The organism is Actinomyces sp. oral taxon 849 str. F0330 (assembly GCF_000239715.1).
GTDB lineage: Bacteria > Actinomycetota > Actinomycetes > Actinomycetales > Actinomycetaceae > Actinomyces > Actinomyces johnsonii.
This window is the reverse complement of record NZ_JH470350.1, coordinates 163,897-182,885: the sequence shown is the minus strand read 5'-3', so window position 1 is coordinate 182,885 and position 18,989 is coordinate 163,897. Positions and strand designations below refer to the sequence as shown.

12 protein-coding genes and 1 pseudogene are annotated in these 18,989 nt (G+C 66.6%); 7 read left to right on the top strand and 6 right to left on the bottom strand.

The window, feature by feature from the left end:
* Positions 1 to 112: 112 nt before the first annotated feature.
* From HMPREF0975_RS04715 to arcA, 6 genes are all read right to left on the bottom strand, one after another.
* Positions 113 to 1,477 (bottom strand): MFS transporter, encoded by a 1,365-nt coding sequence (locus HMPREF0975_RS04715; RefSeq protein ID WP_009232997.1) that lies wholly within the window; start codon positions 1,475 to 1,477, stop codon positions 113 to 115.
* Positions 1,478 to 1,622: 145 nt separating this feature from the next.
* A complete protein-coding gene (locus HMPREF0975_RS04710) occupies positions 1,623 to 2,636 on the bottom strand; it encodes a DMT family transporter (RefSeq protein WP_034473317.1) in 1,014 nt (337 codons plus the stop codon).
* Positions 2,637 to 2,826: 190 nt separating this feature from the next.
* Positions 2,827 to 3,954 carry a serine/threonine protein kinase gene (locus HMPREF0975_RS04705; protein WP_003784343.1) on the bottom strand — a complete coding sequence of 376 codons (1,128 nt, stop codon included), beginning with the start codon at positions 3,952 to 3,954 and terminating at the stop codon, positions 2,827 to 2,829.
* Positions 3,955 to 4,163: 209 nt separating this feature from the next.
* On the bottom strand, positions 4,164 to 5,144 hold the full coding sequence (arcC, locus tag HMPREF0975_RS04700) for a carbamate kinase (RefSeq protein ID WP_009232995.1): 981 nt from the start codon (positions 5,142 to 5,144) through the stop codon (positions 4,164 to 4,166).
* Positions 5,145 to 5,147: 3 nt separating this feature from the next.
* Entirely contained in the window at positions 5,148 to 6,155 is a 1,008-nt protein-coding gene (argF, locus tag HMPREF0975_RS04695; RefSeq protein WP_009232994.1) for an ornithine carbamoyltransferase, read from the bottom strand.
* 79 nt (positions 6,156 to 6,234) lie between these two features.
* On the bottom strand, positions 6,235 to 7,458 hold the full coding sequence (gene arcA / locus HMPREF0975_RS04690; RefSeq protein ID WP_009232993.1) for an arginine deiminase: 1,224 nt from the start codon (positions 7,456 to 7,458) through the stop codon (positions 6,235 to 6,237).
* A gap of 848 nt (positions 7,459 to 8,306) precedes the next feature.
* Between arcA and HMPREF0975_RS04685 the strand changes: the two genes are divergently transcribed.
* The 7 genes and pseudogenes from HMPREF0975_RS04685 to HMPREF0975_RS04650 form a co-directional block, all read left to right on the top strand.
* Positions 8,307 to 8,978, top strand: coding sequence for an HAD-IA family hydrolase (locus tag HMPREF0975_RS04685; protein ID WP_009232992.1), 672 nt, complete (start codon positions 8,307 to 8,309; stop codon positions 8,976 to 8,978).
* 39 nt (positions 8,979 to 9,017) lie between these two features.
* The gene (gene fmt, locus HMPREF0975_RS04680) at positions 9,018 to 9,992 is read left to right on the top strand and encodes a methionyl-tRNA formyltransferase (protein ID WP_009232991.1); all 975 of its coding nucleotides are present in this window, start codon (positions 9,018 to 9,020) and stop codon (positions 9,990 to 9,992) included.
* A gap of 167 nt (positions 9,993 to 10,159) precedes the next feature.
* Positions 10,160 to 11,551 carry a transcription antitermination factor NusB gene (locus HMPREF0975_RS04675; RefSeq protein WP_083840713.1) on the top strand — a complete coding sequence of 464 codons (1,392 nt, stop codon included), beginning with the start codon at positions 10,160 to 10,162 and terminating at the stop codon, positions 11,549 to 11,551.
* A gap of 31 nt (positions 11,552 to 11,582) precedes the next feature.
* Positions 11,583 to 12,281, top strand: coding sequence for a ribulose-phosphate 3-epimerase (gene rpe / locus HMPREF0975_RS04670; protein WP_009232989.1), 699 nt, complete (start codon positions 11,583 to 11,585; stop codon positions 12,279 to 12,281).
* Between the two features lie 360 nt (positions 12,282 to 12,641).
* Positions 12,642 to 14,489, top strand: coding sequence for an ATP-binding protein (locus tag HMPREF0975_RS04665; protein ID WP_009232988.1), 1,848 nt, complete (start codon positions 12,642 to 12,644; stop codon positions 14,487 to 14,489).
* A 66-nt stretch (positions 14,490 to 14,555) separates the two neighbouring features.
* Entirely contained in the window at positions 14,556 to 16,124 is a 1,569-nt protein-coding gene (locus HMPREF0975_RS04660) for an acyl-CoA carboxylase subunit beta (RefSeq protein ID WP_232212468.1), read from the top strand.
* A 103-nt stretch (positions 16,125 to 16,227) separates the two neighbouring features.
* Positions 16,228 to 18,989, top strand: a pseudogene (locus tag HMPREF0975_RS04650) (fatty acid synthase subunit beta domain-containing protein); the annotation flags it as partial.

Sequence of the window (18,989 nt, the reverse complement as noted above, 5' to 3'; positions counted from 1 at the left end):
GCGATCATCCTACGACGACCAGGCCTTCTTGTCCGTAAGAAGACGGTGATAATGACCTCGTGTGCAAGTAACTTATATACGACTTGTTACCAATTGTTTTGAGTGATTGTCCTCAGGTTGAGGAATGAGTCTGCTTCTCGGTCAGCTCGGAACCGTGAATTGTACGGGACTGGAAGATCGCCACCATAGCAATCAGCGCAACCACCGTGAGATAGACCGCCGGCGCCAGGGGAGACCCAGTGACCTTGATGAGCCACGTGACAATGAATGGCGTTGTCCCCCCGAGAAGCGCGTTGGCACCATTGAAAGACAGGGCGAATCCTGAGTAACGCACGTTAGTCGGAAAAGACTCCGCTAGGAAGGTGGCAAGCGTTCCATCATTAGCCGTCAGAATGATGGCGAAAACGACCTGACACAGGATGACTACTAAGAGCATTCCAGTGGCCTTCGTCATGACAACGAACAATGGAATGGTGAGAACAATAAACGCGACGCAAGCGGCAATGAGCATGCGGCGCCTTCCGAAGGAGTCGGACAGGTGCCCCATAATGAAGATCGAAATGATGTAGACAACGAGCATCGCAGAAGTGGCAAGAGTCGCAGTATCCTGGGAGAAGCCGAGCTCCTCGTGAACGTAGGTGGGCATGTAGCTCAGCAGCATGTAGAAGGCGACTGCGTTAAGGCAGGAAACCCCGAAGGTAATAAGCGTGTCGTGAAGGTGCTCCCGCAGAAGCAGACGCAGCGGTTCAGACCAGCTCTCCGACTTCTCCTCCTGAGGCATTTCTGCCCGCATCTCCTGATAGGCGGGCGAGTCTTCCAAATGCACCCGGATGTAGCGGCCGATGAGGCCCAGAGGACCGGCTAGAAGGAATGGAATACGCCACCCCCATGTATTCATAGCGTCGTCGGGCAACAGCCAGAACGCCCCTGTGACCATAAGAGAACCGGCTAGCAGGCCACATGCGGTGGAAGCAGGAACCAGCGAGGTATAGATGCCCCGACGGGAAGGAGGTGCGTACTCGGCCAGGAAGGTTCCGGCACCCGCGTATTCGCCCGATGCGGAGAACCCTTGGATCATGCGCAATAGAAGCAGACCAATGGCGCCAGCAATACCGATCGCCGAGTACGTCGGGAGAAGCCCAATGAAGAATGTCGATCCCGACATGATGAGAATCGACCAGGACAGGGCCCAGCGGCGCCCCCATCTGTCCCCCCATGCACCCCACACAACAGCTCCAACGGGTCGCAGGATAAAGGACATGGCGAATACCGCAAATGTCGACATCAACTGGACGGACTTGTCTGCCTCAGGGAAGAAAGCAAGACCGATGACGGTAGCCAGGTAACCGTACGATGCGTAATCGAACCACTCAATGAAGTTTCCGATAAAACTTGCTGTCGCAGCCCGCCTCAGCGCGCGACTTCGCTCAGGATCCGAGTAATAATCGTTCATGCTTTCTGGATGGACGGTATTCATAGCCTATGGCTCCGGCTCGGTCGACGAAGATGGCCGACAATGTGTGGTCTCGTGTGTATGAAGAACATGTGGATGATAGCTGCAAGTTCCTGTCCGCCTGCGATTGGGCTGAACCTGCTCGCTGGCGGACAGGAGTGCAGTGCGCTCAGGCGTCAGAGAAGCGGGACTTCCGAGTGAGGGCGTCCAGGAAGATAGGCGCCAGCCCACCTCCAACGATGAGCAGTCCTCCAACCATCCCCACAGGAGTGAGCCGTTCGCCCCACACGAGGAGGCCGCACAGAATAGCGACCGGACACTCCCAGTACGAGATCGTCGAATACTCCACGGCGGGGAGGTTGCGTCCAGCGACCACCAGGAATCCCAGTGCGAACAGACCGCACACCAGGAAGAGGGCCGTTGCCCACGCCCAGTTTGTGGTCGTGAAGGACGAAACCCCGTGCCATGGGCGCAGGATGATTGACATCGCAAGTGTAGCAGAGGCCGCCCAGAAGAAGTTCCAAACTCCACGCACAACTGAGTCGACATCCTTGCGATAGCCATAGAAGAACATCGCCAGCCCGTAGAAGACTCCTGACAGCAGGCCGAGAAGGTCGCCCAGCTTCTTCTGCGGATACTCAGAGGATGATGTCGACAGGTCCAGGCCGAATGTCAGGCTACCGTTCTTGACGTCGATGATGCCGATGGTCAGCAGCATGCCGACGAATACCAAAAATAGGAAAATCCCCGATAGGATGCTGATCTTCTCCTTACGGAAGATACGTGCAAGCAGCGCACAGAACAGTGGCCCCGTGTAGATGAGGAAGACGGCGTTGGCGATGGATGTCATCAGTGTTGAGGAGATGTAGCAGCCCAGGGAGAGGCCGATACTCACCCCTCCCAGGATCACGGTGGTGCTCAAGCGAGTGCGCCGGAACAGACCGGTCTTCTTGGTCAGCACCAGGATGAGGATGAAACCGAGCAGGCCGACGGTCATGCGCCCGAAGGCCAGGAATGATCCGATAACGGACTTATCTGCGTCAGCGAGACCAGCAGTCGTGCCACGGCTGATGGTGCCGACGAGCCCCATCCCAGTGGCGGATAGAAGCATGGCGATGGCGCCAAGCTTCTTGTTCATCACGTACTCTGTGATAGAAGATTCGGTAGATGTTGTCTGTGACATGGCAGTTGTGTCTCCTGAGTTCTCTCCCGGCGCACGCGGCAGGGCACAGCCTCTTTGCTGAGCTTCGCGCGGTTTGACCGACTCTTACCGCCTCTATGGGGAGCATGGCAACCGCATCGCGAGAACCGAGTGGGGAACGGTGCGGGGCGGCAGCCCGGTCCATGAGCTGCCGCCCCGCACCCGCCTGGGATCAGACCAGAGTCGGGTCAGCGACCTGGTTGGGGAAGTAGTCCTCGCAGCCGCCCTCGCGGTACACGTCCGCCGTCGCGCAGTGGAGACCACCACCGAAGGCGTAGGCGTCGCGGAAGGGAACCGGGATGACGTTCATGCCCAACTTGTCCATCTGCTCCATCTGGTGGACCTCACTGGCCTCGACGCACACGGTCTTGTGGTCGATAACGAGGCAGTTCATGGACAGCCAGACGGAGGAGTAGCACAGCGGCGGCGGAACCTCGTGGGCCGGGGGAGCGGCGTCGACGATCTGCCAGTCGTTGGCCTCGAAGATCTTGCGCTGCTCCTCGGGCAGGCGGCGGTGCGGGTTGTTGATGATCAATCCGGGCCGCAGCGGCACGAAGGTAGCGTCGATGTGAATCGGGTAGGGGTCGCCGGGGAAGTTCACCGCGTGCACCCGCAGGTCGGGGTAGTAGCGCTTGAACCACTCCATCGCCTTGCGGTTGGTGGTCAGACCGTGCTGAATGAACAGGTCCTTACCCACGCGCATGACGTCGGCGGCGTCCCACATTGGCTCAACCTCAGTGGTCACGAAGTCCTTAGCGGCGGTGCGCTCGAGGCGCTCCTCCAGGGAGATCCGCTCGTCGTAGTAGTTGTGCTTGTAGGACTTGTCCGTCAGCCGGGGGCGAGGTGCCTGGGTCCACTTGAACTCCGGGTCCTCCTCGAAGTACTGATTCATGAGAGGCCAGTAGGCGAGATACTCGAAGTACCGGCAGCGGAACGAGTTGGCCGACGACATGATCTCGTCACCGATGGTCAGCAGGATGTCGCGCGGCGGCATCTGGGTGAAGCCCGACTCCGTGCGGAAGTCAGGCGTCTGGATGGCCTGGTTCCACTGCAGCGGCGTGGGCCGGTCCACCTTGACGCCTAGTCCCTCGAGGATCTTGACGTAGTTGTCGAGCTGCTCGTTGGCGGCCTCGACGGTGGCGGTGGGGCGGGGGCCCCACATGCCGCGCATTTCGGAGTCGATCGGCACCTTCTCGGAGGTGGCCGGCTCCTCGGGAGGAATAACCGAGAAGTCTGCGCGCCCGACGATGACGTGCTTAAGCGGGTCGAAGTCGTTCCAAGAGTTGACGATCTTCGTCATGAGTGAGTCACTCCCTTGTGCTCGTTGAATGGTGTGTGAATTGAGACAGATGTATATGTCTGTGGTTCAACGTTCTCATCTTACCCTGAAGGAACCTCAAAAGTCGCCACAGGAGTTTCTGTGTAAAAGAATGAGGTTGAACCCTGGCATGGTCATGTGTGGTTGACGGTTATCACCACCTCCTTGACGGACCGATGCCGTTGCGCCGGTCAGGCTCTGCGAATGCGAGTGTCGATTTGCTCGGGAATTGGGGGATGGATATCGTCGGGGCCACCGTAGTTGCCTCCGGGGGTCACGATAGTCCCCGACTGACCCTCGATGATGGAAACGGCGTCCTCAAGACGACCGATTGCCGCCATGTCTCCGGTCAGTTCAACAAATCGGCACACCGCCTCGACCTTTGGCCCCATGGATCCGCTGGGAAGACCCATGGCGCGCAGCGCTGCCGGCGTTGCCCGCGGAACCTGTTTTTGGTTCTCGGTTCCGAAGTCCTCGTAGACGCCATCGACGTCGGTGAGGATGAGGAGGGCGTCGGCCTCGAGCGCCTCGGCCAGGACGGACGCGGTGAGGTCCTTGTCGATGACGGCCTCGATGCCCCTGAGCTTGCCCTCGGTGCTGCGGATAACGGGGACCCCGCCTCCACCGGAGCAGACGACGATGGCACCGGCTTCCAGGAGCGAGCGCACCAACCGGGTCTCGATGACGCGCTGCGGCTTGGGCGATCCGACGACGCGGCGGTAGTGCTCGCCGTCGGGCTTGACCACCCAGCCCCGCTCCTCGGCCAGTTTCTCAGCCTCCTCCTTGGAGTACACCTCACCGACGAACTTGGTGGGGTTGGAGAAGGCCGGGTCGCCGGCCAGGACCAGGGTCTGGTTGACCATGGCAGCTACGTGGCGCCCCGGCAGGGCGTTCTGCATGGCCTGCAGCAGCCAGTAGCCGATCATGCCCTGGGTCTGGGCACCGAGGGTGTCGAAGGGGTAGGGCTCCGAGAGCCGCTCATCGTTGGCGGACTCCAGGGCGAGGACGCCCACCTGGGGGCCGTTACCGTGGGTGAGGACCAGCTCGTGCTTCTCCGCCAGCTTGGCCAGCTCACGCGCTGCAACCTCGACATTGTGGATCTGGATGCTGGCGTCAGGCTTCTCACCCCGACGTAGAAGGGCGTTTCCGCCGAGGGCAACAACGATTCTCACGGCTCAGTCCCACTCTCCGAGGGTTGCGACCATGACGGCCTTGATGGTGTGCATGCGGTTCTCAGCCTGGTCGAAGGCGACGTTGCGCTCGGTCTCGAAGACGTCGTCGGTGACCTCCAGACCGTCCATGCCTGTCTTGTTGAAGATATCCTCGCCCACGGTGGTGTTGCGATCGTGGAAAGCCGGCAGACAGTGGAGGAACTTGACGTCGGGGTTGCCGGTGGCCTCCACCAGCTCGGCGTTGACCTGGTAGGGACGCAGCAGGGCGATGCGCTGGTCCCACACCTCCTTGGGCTCACCCATCGAGACCCACACGTCGGTGTAGAGGAAGTCGACTCCCTTGACACCCTCGGCGGCATCGTCGGTGACGAGGATACGGGCTCCGCTCTTCTCCGCCAGCTTCTCCGCCTGGGCCACCACCTCGGGAGGCGTCTGCAGCTCGGATGGTCCCACCATCCGCACATCCATTCCCATGAGGGCGCCGGAAATGAGCAGCGAGTTGGCCACGTTGTTGCGGGCGTCCCCGAGGTAGGCGAAGGAGATCTCCTCGATCGGCTTGCCCGAGTGCTCCAACATGGTCATCTGGTCGGCGAGCATCTGGGTGGGGTGCCACTCGTCAGTCAGCCCGTTCCACACCGGCACGCCCGAAAGCTCGGCCAGAGCCTCGACGTGCTCCTGCTTCTTGCCGCGGAACTCGATGCCGTCGTAGAAGCGGCCCAGGACCCGGGCGGTGTCCGCCACCGACTCCTTGTGGCCCATCTGCGAGCCCGTGGGATCCAGGTAGGTGACCTGGGCGCCCTGGTCGTAGGCGGCTACCTCGAAGGAGCAGCGAGTGCGAGTCGAGGTCTTCTCGAAGATGAGCGCGATGTTCTTGCCAGTCAGCCGCTTCACCTCGCGGCCGGTCTTCTTGTCTTCCTTGAGCTGAGCCGCCAGCTGGAGCAGGATGCCCCACTCATCGGCGGTGAAGTCGAGCTCCTTGAGGAAGTTGCGGTTGTGAAGGGGGTGGGTCATAAGAACTCCTTACTTCTGGGTAGTTGAGTGGGTGATGGGTTTTCTTCATTGACGCCGAAGACACCGACGAGGGACCGTATCAGGCGACCGGGTCTCGCAGAATCGGACAACTCATGCAGTGCGGGCCGCCGCGTCCGCGCCCGACCTCCGAGCCCGGGATCGTCAAGACCTCGATACCGCGGGAGGTGAGGTACTCGTTAGTGTTGACATTGCGCTCGTAGGCAACGATGACGCCTGGGGCGACGGCCAGCGAGTTGGAACCATCGTCCCACTGCTCGCGCGCGGCGGCCATCGAGTCCTGAGGCGTGATGAGGACGGTAAGGTCGTCGATGCCCAGTGCCTGGGCGATAACACGGTACATGTCCTCCGGGTCGTTGCGGGTGACGCTGATCTGTCCGTCGTCTCCCGGACGCACAGTGAGCGTCGGCAGCATCCCCAGGCCCCCGTAGACGGTGAAGGTGCCGGCATCGACCATGGTCATGACCGTGTCCAGGTGCATCTGCGCGCGCGTCCGTTTCATCTCGACGGCGACCACCTGGTTGGCCTTCCCTCCGGCGAAAAGTCGGCTGGCGAGCCTCTCGATGCCCTGGGCGGTGGTGCGCTCCGAGACCCCGACCAGGACGGCACCGTTGCCGATGATCTGCACGTCTCCACCCTCGACCGTGGCGGGACCGGCCTGGGTACCCTCGGACCACACGGGGAAATCGGCGTTCGCGAAGCGGGGGTGCCAGCGGTAGATCGCCTCGTAGTTGATGGTCTCGCGCTGCCTGGCCGGCATCGTCATCGAGTTGATGGACACGCCGTTGTAGATCCAGCACGACGTGTCGCGGGTGAACAGGTGGTTGGGCAGCGGCGCCAGGAGCAGGTCGTCGTCGTTCATGGAGGCCAGCACCAGGGAATCCGGGCATGAGGTGCGCTCCAGCAACTCGGCCTTGGTAATGCCGGCGATGAGGAGCTCGGCCAGGTCGGTTCCGGACAGCTCCTGAGCCAGGGCCCGCATCGGCTCAGCGGCAATGGGACCGTTGGCGTTCTCGTTGATGACCCGGTCCAGGATGTAGTCCCTGGCCTCGGACACCTCAAGAGTCTCGGCCAAAAGGTCGCTGAGGTAGAACACCTCGACGTCGCGATCGGTCAGCACGCGCGCAAACTGATCGTGCTCCTCCTGGGCCCGCTCGAGCCACAGGACGTCGTCGAACAGGAGGTGGTCCTTGTTCTGTGGAGTGAGCCTGAGCATCTCACTGCCAGGCCTGTGCAGGATGACCTGCCGAAGCCTCCCGATTTCGGAACCCACGGAAAGATCCATGACGTCCTCTCTGACACAGCACTGTGTCGTTGATATGGATCATGATGCGCATCACGCGCCCTGACGATTAAAGTGGTACGCCTGTACCGGATTGGTACGAGCGTACCAGGATCGTCGAGGAATGGAAACCCTTGATAAGAGGGAGTTTGAAGCAGCTTGGTCAAGCAGCTGTCATCGATACGTGATATTCGCCCTACTGCGTGGCAATCTACCTCGAGGGATCTCTGCGCACGTCCCAGTCTGCAGGCGACTCGCTCGCACCTTAGTAAAGTTGTGAGAGTCTGCCGGGCTTGGCTGCCCCGGGTCGCCCAGGACGTGCGGGCGCTTCCGCGACGCCGCGTCGGTAGGCGGCGGGAGGCGACGAGCACCGCACCGGCCCCGACCTCCACTAGCCAGCACTGGCCCGCACTGGCCCGCCTCGACAGCGGCACGGAACGGGCGGCCACCCATCGAGAACTGCGTTTCCCATCCAGAACGTACCTATCCCGCAAACCACTGGCGTCCGCCCCCAGTCGTCTGCGGGACAACGCAGTTCCCGATCACGAAGTACGTTCCCGATCAAGACCGGCGCAACACAGGCGGCTCTCCGGCCTGCCGCCTCCCGACACCCACAAGCCGCAACCCCGCGTAAAGGGACACCTCCCCAGCCACCCATTCACGACCGAACCGCCCGGCAGCGTCAACATCCACTGGAATTAGAGCCTGCTAAGCGGCCCACCGCCCCCGAGATCGCTCCACGCCCCTCCTTCCGCAACAGGCCCTGGTGGACGCTATATGAACGTCGGAGCGTCTCACCGAGGTCCGCCTCTGCGGGGCTCTCGCGCGAGAACTGTGGAAGGATCCGAGGCATGAACGCGCAGACTCCCGCCGCGGTGTCGCTTCCTCCCTCCGAGTCCGTGAGCGCTGTCGTCCTCGACTACGGCAATGTCCTGTACGCCTGGGAGCCGATGGCCGCTGTGGCCGGATACGTCTCGGCCGAAGCCTGGGATGAGTTCGTGGCCGACGGCGACTTCCTCGCCTGGAACGAGCGACTGGACCTGGGGGAGCCCTTCGAACAGGTACTCAATGACTACGCGCGCGCTCACCCCAAGCGTCCCGACTGGGTGGAGATCCTCGCCCTGTACCGGGAGCGCTTCCCCGCCTCGCTCACCGGTCCCGTTCCCGGCGTAGCGGCTGTGCTCGACGAGCTCCTAGCGGCGGGTACAGCGCTGTACGGCCTGACCAACTTCGATGCCGGTCCTTTCGAACGGGCCAGGCTTCTGGTGCCCCAGCTCGAACGGTTCACCGGCATCGTGGTCTCCGGGCGCGAGCATCTTGCCAAGCCGGATGACGCCGTCTTCGAGCTGATCCTCCAGCGCTACGATCTTGAGGCCGGCAGCACCCTGTTCGTCGACGACTCGGAGGTCAACATCCGAGCCGCCGATCGGCTGGGCCTGCGCACCCACCATTTCATCGGTGCGGGACGCCTTCGGGCCGAGCTCATCGCCCTGGGTCTGCTTCCCACGCCGGACCGGCGGTGAACCCGGCATTCGGCGGCGCGGAGCCGTAGACTCGGCCCCATGCGTGTGCTTTTCGCCGGAACCCCTGAGGTAGCCCTGCCCACGTTGGAGGCCCTCATCGCCAGTGAGCACGACGTCGTGGGGGTCCTCACCCGGGCCGACGCCCGCAAGGGCCGCGGCCGTGCGCTACACCCCTCGCCGGTGGCCACAGCGGCTCGCGAGGCGGGACTGGACCTGCGCACTCCGACCACCCTCAAGGGCGAGGCGGCTGCCGACGTGCGCGCCTGGGTGCACGGCCTCGGGGCCGACGTGGCCGTCGTGGTCGCCTACGGGCGTCTGATTCCGGCGGACCTGTTGGACGTGCCCGGGCACGGATGGCTGAACCTCCACTTCTCCCTGCTCCCGGCCTGGCGCGGTGCCGCCCCCGTTCAGCGGGCGATCATCGCCGGCGAGGAGATCACCGGCGCCTGCGTGTTCCGCCTCGAGGAGGGCCTCGACACCGGTCCCGTCTACGGCCGTATCACTGAGGCGATCGGCGCTGGCGACACCAGTGGCGACCTCCTGGAGCGACTGGCGCGGGCCGGTGCCCCTCTGGTTCTCGACGTCCTGCACTCGGTCGAGGAGGGGAGTGCGCGTCCTGAGCCCCAGGACGATGCGCTGGCCACCCTGGCGCCGATGCTTTCCACGGCCGATGGCGAGGTCCGTTGGGATGATCCGGCGCTGACCGTCGACCGTCGAATCCGGGGGGTGAGCCCGGCACCGGGTGCTCACACCACCTACCTCGGAGCCAGGTTCCGTCTGGGGCCGGTCACCCCGGTTCCGGATGTCACCGACCTTCTCCCTGGTCAGGTGCGCGCCACCAAGCGTGAGGTGCTCGTGGGAACCGGTGGCTGCGCCGTCCGCCTGGGGCTGGTCGCGCCCGCCGGGCGCAGCTGGATGCCTGCTGACGCCTGGGCCCGCGGTGCCCGTCCGGAGGCGGGTACCGTCCTGGGGACTCCACCTCCCGCGAACGACGACGGCGAGGGGATGAACTGATGGGGGAGCGACCGGCGCGCCGGAGTACGGCAGGCGGTCACGGCGAATACCGCGGCGGCCGAGGCGGTCAAGAGGACAGACGTGGCCGGGGACGACGCCCCCGTAGGCCGGGCGGCGCTAGGGGGAGCGAGCGTTCGCCCCAGCGCCGCTCGGACCCGGCTCGTCGAGTGGCGTTGGAGGTGCTCACCCGTGTCCGCCGCGACGACGCCTTCGCCAACCTCCTCCTGCCCGAGCTGTTGGGCGCCGCCGATCTGGACCGGCGCGACGCCGGCTTCGCCACCGCTCTGACGTATGGGACCCTGCGCCTGCGGGGGCGCTACGATGCGATGATCGCCACCTGCACGGACCGGCCCCTGGAGCGGATCGACCCGGCCGTGCTCGATGTGCTGCGCCTGGGGGCCCATCAGCTCATGGGTATGAGGGTGGCCCAGCACGCCGCTGTGAGTACCACCGTGGATCTGGCGGCCGACTCCTGCGGGCGCGGCGCCGCCACCTTCGTCAACGCGATCATGCGCCGGCTCAGTGACCAGGACCTGGACACTTGGATGACTGATCTGCGTCAGCACGCCCCCGATGAAACAACGGCGCTGGCTCGCATCCGGTCCCATCCGAAGTGGATCGTCAAGGCGCTGCGCCAGGCGCTGGTCACCCACGGCCGCAGCGCCGAGGAGCTGGAGGCGCTCCTAGATGCAGACAACGCCGACCCCGAGGTGGCCCTGTGCGCCCGGCCCGGCCTCATCGCCCCTGAGGCCCTGGCCAAGGTCGCTCGCAAGGCCGACCGGGTCCACGATGTTGAACCCCGATTGGGGAGGATCAGCCCGCTCGCCGTCGTCCTGGTAGGAGGGGACCCCGCCAGGATCGAGGCGATCCGGGACTCCCGGGCCGGGGTTGAGGACGAGGGCAGCCAGCTGGTGGCGCTCATCGCCGCCGAGGCCCCGCTCGAGGGTCGCGACGAGCGCTGGCTCGACCTGTGCGCTGGCCCCGGGGGCAAGGCCGCTCTGCTGGCCGCACGGGCCGCTCAGAAGAGCGCCCACCTGCTCGCCAACGAGGTGAGCCCCCATCGGGCCGACCTGGTGCGCTCAGCCCTGCGTGCAGTGCCGCAGGACGTGGCCCGGGTGCGCTGCGGGGACGGACGGGACCTCGGGCGTGAGGAGCCCGGCGGCTACGACCGGGTTCTGGTCGACGCGCCCTGCACGGGACTCGGGTCCTTGCGCCGTCGACCGGAGGCCCGGTGGCGCCGGAGACCGGAGGATGTCACCGTCCTGGCCGAGCTCCAACGAGAGCTGCTGGCCAGCGCACTGCGCGCCGTGCGGCGCGGGGGAGTGGTGACCTACGTGACCTGCTCACCACATACGCTGGAGACGACTCTCGTGGTGCGCGACGTCACCCGGCGCCTGGAGCATGAAGGCCTGAGCGCTGAGATCCTGCACGCCGGAGACATCGCGACCCGCCTTGCCCCTCAACCGCCGGCCGGAGCCGGCCGCGAGATGCTTCAGCTCTGGCCCCACCTCGACGGTACCGACGCCATGTTCTGCGCCCTGCTGCGGCGTATTAGCTGATGCATATGAAGCACATCTGAGGAGCATTCCGATGACGGCCATTCACCCCTCGATCCTCAACTGCGACATCGCCCATCTGGCCGACGAGCTCGACCGGGTCACGGGCGCCGCCGGCGCCGGCAAGGGTGCCGACGGCATCCATGTCGACGTCATGGACAACCACTTCGTGCCCAACCTGTCCTGGGGACTGCCCGTGGTCGAGGCGGTGCTCGCCCACACCTCGCTGCCCGTGGATGCCCATTTGATGATCCGCGACGCCGACCGCTGGGCCCCGGCCTACGCCGAGGCCGGCTGCCAGATCGTCACCCCCCATGCGGAGGCCACGACGGCCCCGGTGCGTCTGGCCCGAGAGCTGCACCGCCTCGGCGCCGGTGCAGGGATCGCGCTGAGGCCCGCCACCCCCTTGGAGGCCGTCGCCGACGTACTGGGGGAGTTCGACCTCCTCCTTCTCATGACCGTGGAGCCGGGCTTCGGGGGGCAGCCCTTCATCGAGTCGATGCTGTCCAAGATCCGCCGGGCACGCGAGCTGGTGGGAGCCAGGGGGCTCAACCTGCGCGTGCAGGTCGACGGCGGCATTACCTCGCAGACGATCGAGCGTGCGGCGCAGGCAGGGGCCGATGTCTTCGTCGCCGGATCGGCGGTATACCGGGCCGAGGATGCCCTGGCCGCCATCCGCGAGCTGCGTGAGGCGGCTTCTTCCCACCGGCACGATCGCAGTCACGACCATTGATGATGGCCTCCGCCCCAGGCCCGAGAAAGGAGATACTCATGAGGTAGATGAGACGAAGGGTGCACTGCGATGATCTTCACCTTGAGTCTTGTGGGAAACCTCAAAGGCCTTCAGGAGGTGAGAGACACCTTTGCCAGGCGCCCGTTATGCCGCAGCATTGCTGGGGTCTCGGTTGTTACACCAACGCAACTCCCAGTCTTTGTGAGGTTTCCACAAATGGATTGTGGTGCCCTGACCACGTAACGTCGTCGTTCAGCGGATCTGTCCGCCTGCGCTTGTAGGGAAGGCACGGATCCATCATCCACGGCCCAAGGAGGGCCCCGCCGCCAACCCGGCACCGTCCAGGCAAGGAGACTCTTGGTGACCCTCTCCCGCATCCTCATCGCCAACCGCGGTGAGATCGCACTGCGTATCGTGCGAACCGCCCGCGATCTCGGGGCGACATCGATCCTCCCGTACACGCCCGAGGACCTCATGAGCCCGGCCGCCGAGCTCGCCGACGAGGCCTACGCACTGCCCGAGGGCTCGTCCTACACCGATGCGGCGGCCGTTCTCGAACTGGCCCGCGCCACCGGCGCCGACGCCATCCACCCCGGCTACGGCTTCCTGTCCGAAGACGCCGACTTCGCCCGTTCGATCATCGAGGCCGGCATCACCTGGGTCGGCCCCTCGCCCGAGGCCATGGACGCCCTCGGAGACAAGATGAGCGCCCGCGCCACCGCAGAGCGGGCCGAAGTAGCTCCGGTCCCCGGCATCACCGACTCGGTCACCGATGCCGATACCGTCATCGACTTCGCCGCCGCCCACGGCTACCCGGTCGCTCTCAAGCGCACCGACGGCGGCGGAGGGCGCGGCATCACCGTCCTGCACAACGACGACGAGGTCAGCTCCACCCCAGCCTTCGAATCGGCGGCGCTGGGCGGCGGCACCCTCATCCTGGAGCGATTCGTCACCGCCGCGCGCCACATTGAGACCCAGTGCGCCCGGGACTCCCACGGCGGATTCGCCGTCGTCTCCACCCGTGACTGTTCCCTGCAGCGACGCAACCAGAAGCTCCTCGAGGAGGCTCCGGCCCCCTTCCTGCCCGAAGGCGTTCACGACCGTCTCGTCGAGGCCTCCCGCCGCCTCCTGGAGACAGTCGACTACGTCGGGGTGGCCACCTGCGAGTTCCTCCTGACCCCCGAGGACGACCTGTGGTTCCTCGAGGTCAACCCCCGCCTCCAGGTGGAGCACTGCGTCTCGGAGGAGGTCACCGGCACCGACCTGGTCGAGGTCCAGCTGCGCATCGCCGAGGGAGGCCATCTCGGTGATCTCAACGAGCCCCGCGGCCACAGCCTCGAGCTGCGCATCACCTGCGAGGACCCCTCCCGTGGCCTGGCCCCCTCCACCGGCGCCATCACCCGCCTGCGCTGGCCGGCCGGGCCCGGCATCCGTATCGAGTCCGGGGTCACCGAGGGTGACGTCGTCACCCCCATGTTCGACCCGATGCTCGCCAAGATCGTCGTCACCGGCGCTACTCGGGAGCAGGCCATCGCCCGGGCCCGGCGCGCACTGCGCGAGACGATCGTTGAAGGCGTCACCGTGTGCACCTCTCTGCACGCAGAGGTCCTGGGACGCCCCGCTTTCACCGCCCCCGACGAGACCGGGCGGCTGATGGTAACGACCCGATGGATCGAGAACGAGGTTCTGCCCGACCTGGCCGGGGCTGGGGCATTGTCGGACTCCGACGACTCCCCGGCCGTTTCGGAGACGGTCGCCAATCCGCGCACCCGTTCCAGCTACATCATCGAGCTCAACGGCCGGCGCATGCAGCTGACCCTGCCCGACGGGATCCTCGCCCCCTCCAACCCGGCGCGAGGCTTCAGCCCGCGCAGCAACCGGGCCCAGCCGCTGCGCGGCCGCTCCGGCGGAGCCGCGCGCTCGGCCCGCGCAGGAACCCCCGGCGAGACCGAGGCCACCAGTTCCGAACCCGGTGTCATCGCCGCCCCCATGCAGGCGATCGTCACCCGTATCTGCGTCGAGCCCGGCCAGCGGGTGTGCCAGGGCGACCTGCTCGTGGTCCTGGAGTCGATGAAGATGGAGAACTACGTCCACGCGCCCAGCGACGGGACCATTTCGGAGATCCCCGTCGGTGCTGGACGCACCGTCTCCGCCGGCGATGTCCTGGTGCGCATGAGCACCCCCGATAGCAACTCCGAGGAGGCCTGAACCGTGAGCACCGACTCCAACGCCGGCGCCGGCCCGGCCGCCGATACACCGGCGCAGGGAACCACCATGGCGGACTCGCCCTCCACCACTGCCTTCCGCCAGCGCATCGCCCGCGTCGACCGGGAGGCCGAGGAGCGAGCCGCCGCCCGCCAGCACGCCAAAGGCAAGCGCACCGCCCGAGAGCGCATCAACGACCTGCTCGACGACTCCACCTTCCTGGAGATCGGCCGCTACACCGGCTCCGGGGCGGGGGACAAGGCCCGCCCCTCCGGCGTCGTGACCGGCTTCGGACAGATCGATGGCCGCCAGGTAGCGGTCTACTCCCAGGACTTCTCCGTCTCCGGCGGAGCCCTGGGCACCATCGAGGGGGACAAGATCGTCCGCCTCCTGGACGACGCCCTGCGCCTGCGCATTCCCGTCATCGGACTCATCGACTCCGGCGGCGCAAAGATCCAGGAGGGCGTGGGCGCCCTGCGCCAGTACGGGCGCATCTTCAACCGCACCTGCGCTGCCTCCGGCCTAGTCCCGCAGATCAGCGTCATCCTCGGTCCCTGCGCCGGCGGCGCCGTCTACAGCCCGGCCCTGACCGACTTCGTTATCGCCACCCGCCAGGCCTCGCACATGTTCGTCACCGGCCCCGACGTCGTACGCGCCGTCACCGGCGAGCAGATCAGCGCCGAGGACCTCGGCGGTGCGAAGATCCACGGCTCGGTCTCCGGTGTCGTCCACTATGTGGCCGAGGACGAAGAGGACGCACTGGGACAGGTACGCAGCTTCCTGGCCTATCTGCCCTCATCGGCCGAGGTCGACGCCCCGCTGTACGCCTACGACGATGCCGACGCGCAGGCTGACGCCGAGGCCGCCCGCAGCGTCGGCGAGATCGTCCCGGCCTCCACCCGCCAGGCCTACGACGTCGTCGAGGTGGTCTCGGCGGTCGTCGACCACGGCGAGCTGGTCCAGGTCCAGGAGGAGTTCGCCGCAAACGTCGTGGTCGGCTTCGCCTGCTTCGAGGGCCACCCGGTGGGGATCGTCGCCAACCAACCACTGGTGGACGCCGGCACCCTGGACGTCGACGCCTCCGAGAAGCTCGCCCGCTTCGTGCGCTTCTGCGACGCCTTCGGGCTGCCGGTGGTCACCTTCGTCGACGTCCCGGGCTACCGTCCCGGCGCCGAGCAGGAGCACGCCGGCATCATCCGCCGCGGCGCCAAGGTCATCAACGCCTACGCCACCGCCACCGTTCCCTTGGTGACGATCGTCCTGCGCAAAGCCTACGGCGGCGCCTACATCGTCATGGGCTCCAAGGCCATCGGCGCCGACCTCAACTTCTGCTGGCCGGGGGCCGAGATCGCCGTGCTGGGCGCCGCCGGCGCCGTCGGCATCATCCACCGCCGCGACCTGATCAAGGTCCGCGACGAGCAGGGCGAGGAGGCCGCCACCGCCGAGCACGAGCGGCTCGTGGCCGAGTACACCGATGCCGTTATCAACCCGGACAAGGCAGTGGCCATCGGGGAGATCGACGCCGTCATCGCCCCCGAGGACACCCGCAGCGTCATCGTCGATTCACTTGCCGCGCTGCGCGCCAAAAACGACGCCCGCCCCGACTCGCCCAAGAAACATGACAACATCCCCCTCTAGATCCCACTCGTCGTCAGTTCCTCCGTCTTCATCCGAACTCAGTTCTGGTAACCGTTCCGAGACCTCCGACCACGCCGTCGCAACACCGAAGGACACCACTACCGTGCACACGACCTCGCAAGCCCCCAGCCCCGCGACCACGATCGCTGAGCGCCTGAGCGGAGGCGAGCCCTACATCATCACCTTCGGTGGCCAGGCCACTCCTTGGCGTCAGGCGCTCGCCGATCTGGTCTCTCTGGACCAGACGCTGGCCGACGACGTCGTCGCCGTGGACCGGGCTGTTTCCGAACGCCTGGCTCCCGTGGCCACCGATCTGCTCACCGTGACCCCGCGCGGCTCGCGGCTCCTGGACGATGCGGCCGCGCCGGTCGTGGCGCAGCACCGCACCACCGCCGACGGCGCCGACGTCTCCGTGCCCGGCATCCTCATGGCCCAGCACGCCGTCCTGGCCTCGCTTCCGGCAGCCGGCATCGACACCGCCGCCCACGCCCCGGTGGGCGCTATCGGCCACTCCCAGGGCGTCCTGGGCGTCAGCCTCCTTGACGCCGTACGGGCTTCGGACCGCGAGGGCGTCATCCAGGTTCACGCCATCGCCCGCCTCATCGGCGCCGCGGCCACCCGCACCACCCGCCGCCTCGACCTGGGCACGGTGGGGGAGTCACCCCCATGCTCTCGGTGCGCGGCGTGACCCGCAGCGTGCTCGACGCCGTCCTGGCCCGGGTGCCGGGTTCCGAACGAATCTCCGTAGGCGTCTCCAACGGGCTCCAGGCCCATATCCTCTCCGGGCGCCCGGCCGACCTCGAGCGCGTGGTCACCGCCTTGGAGGCCGCCGCTGCCCGCAGCGCCAAGGCCCGCAAGGACCGCCGCCGCGGGGGCGCTGTCCTGGCCCCGGTCACCGAGTTCCTCACCACCTCGGTCCCCTTCCACACCCCGCTGCTGGCCAGCGCCGTCGACGACGTCGCCGCATGGGCGGCCGCCTGCGACCTGGACGAGAAGCTCGCCCGGGATCTCGCCACCGCCGTGCTCATCGACCCGGTGGACTGGCCCGGTCTGGTCACCGGGGCACTCAAGACCGGATCGGCCGCCCCGGTGCGCACCGTCCTGGACCTGGGACCGGGCAACGTCCTGGTCCGGCTCACCGAGGGAGTCGTGGCAGGAACCGGCACCACCGTCGTGCCCGCGGGCACCGCCAAGGCCATCGACGACCTCGACCGCGCCGGCGCCGCCCCCCAGCCCAGCGTCGACCGCTCCCGCTTCGCGCCGCGCATCACCCGACTGCCCGACGGGCGCCTCACCCTGGACACGGCCTTCACCCGCCTGACCGGCCGCAGCGCCGTCCTCCTGGCGGGAATGACCCCCACCACCGTGGACCCCGCCATCGTGGCGGCCGCTGCCAACGCCGGTTACTGGGCCGAGCTCGCCGGTGGCGGTCAGACCACCCCCGCCGTCCTGGCCGAGAACCTCGAGGGCCTGGAGGAGGCGCTCGAACCCGGGCGCACCGCGGCCTTCAACGCCATGTTCATGGACCGCTACCTGTGGAACCTGCACTTGGGCACCCAGCGTCTGCTGTCCAAGGCGCGCGCCGGTGGCGCCCCCATCGACGGCATCACCATCTCCGCCGGCATCCCCGAGCTCGACGAGGCCACCGCCTTGCTCGAGCGCCTTCACGCCGAGGGATTCCCCTACATCGCCTTCAAGCCCGGCACCGTGGACCAGATCCGCCAGGTGCTGGCCATCGCGCGCGCCGTGCCCGACAGCCCCGTCATCATCCAGATCGAGGACGGGCACGCCGGTGGCCACCACTCGTGGGAGGACCTGGACACCATGCTCCTGGCCACCTACGACGCCATCCGCGCCGTGAACAATGCCGTGCTCGTCGTCGGAGGCGGTATCGGCACGCCCGCCCGCGCCGCCGACTACCTCACCGGCCGCTGGGCCGAGGCCTATGGAACGGCCGCAGCCCCCGTCGACGGCGTCATGATTGGCACCGCCGCTATGACGTGCCTGGAGGCCAAGACCAACGACGACGTCAAGCAGCTCCTCGTCGACACCCCCGGGATCCCCGAGGACTCCGGGATCGAGGGCGGCTGGGTCGCCTCCGGGGAGTCCATCGGCGGCATGACCTCGGGCCTGTCCCACCTGCGCGCCGACCTCTACGAGATCGACAACTCCTCGGCCCGGGCCTCGCGTCTCATCCAGGAGCTCGCCGGTGACGAGACCGCCATGGCCGCCCGCCGTCAGGAGATGATCGACGCCCTGGCCAAAACCGCCAAGCCGTATTTCGGCGACGTCGAGGAGATGACCTACCTTCAGTGGGCCACTCGCTACGCCGAGCTGTGCGTCGCCCCCCACGATGGGCGCTCCGCCACCCGCGCCGACTGGGCCGACGAGGGCTGGTACGACCGCTTCATCGACCTGCTGCACCGTATCGAGGCCCGTCTGAGTCAGGCCGACCACGGCGAGATTCCCACCCTCTTCGCCGACTACGACGCCGTCATCGACTCCGACGCCGCCCTGGCCGCCCTGGCCGAGCGCTACCCGTCAGCCGCCTCCACCCTCGTGGAGCCCGTCGACGCCGCCTGGTTCGTCGACCTGTGCCGCAAGCACCCCAAGCCCGTGCCCTTTGTCCCCGTAGTCGACGCCGACATCCTGCGCTGGTGGGGCACCGACTCCCTGTGGCAGTCCCAGGACCCGCGCTACACCGCCGACCAGGTGCGCATCATCCCCGGTCCCGTGGCTGTCGCCGGTATCACTACCATCAACGAGCCGGTCGGTGAGCTGCTGGGCCGCTTCGAGACCGCCGCCGTCGATGCCCTGCGAGACGCCGGCACCGGCGAGCAGGAGGCTGCCGGCCGCCTGGGCGCC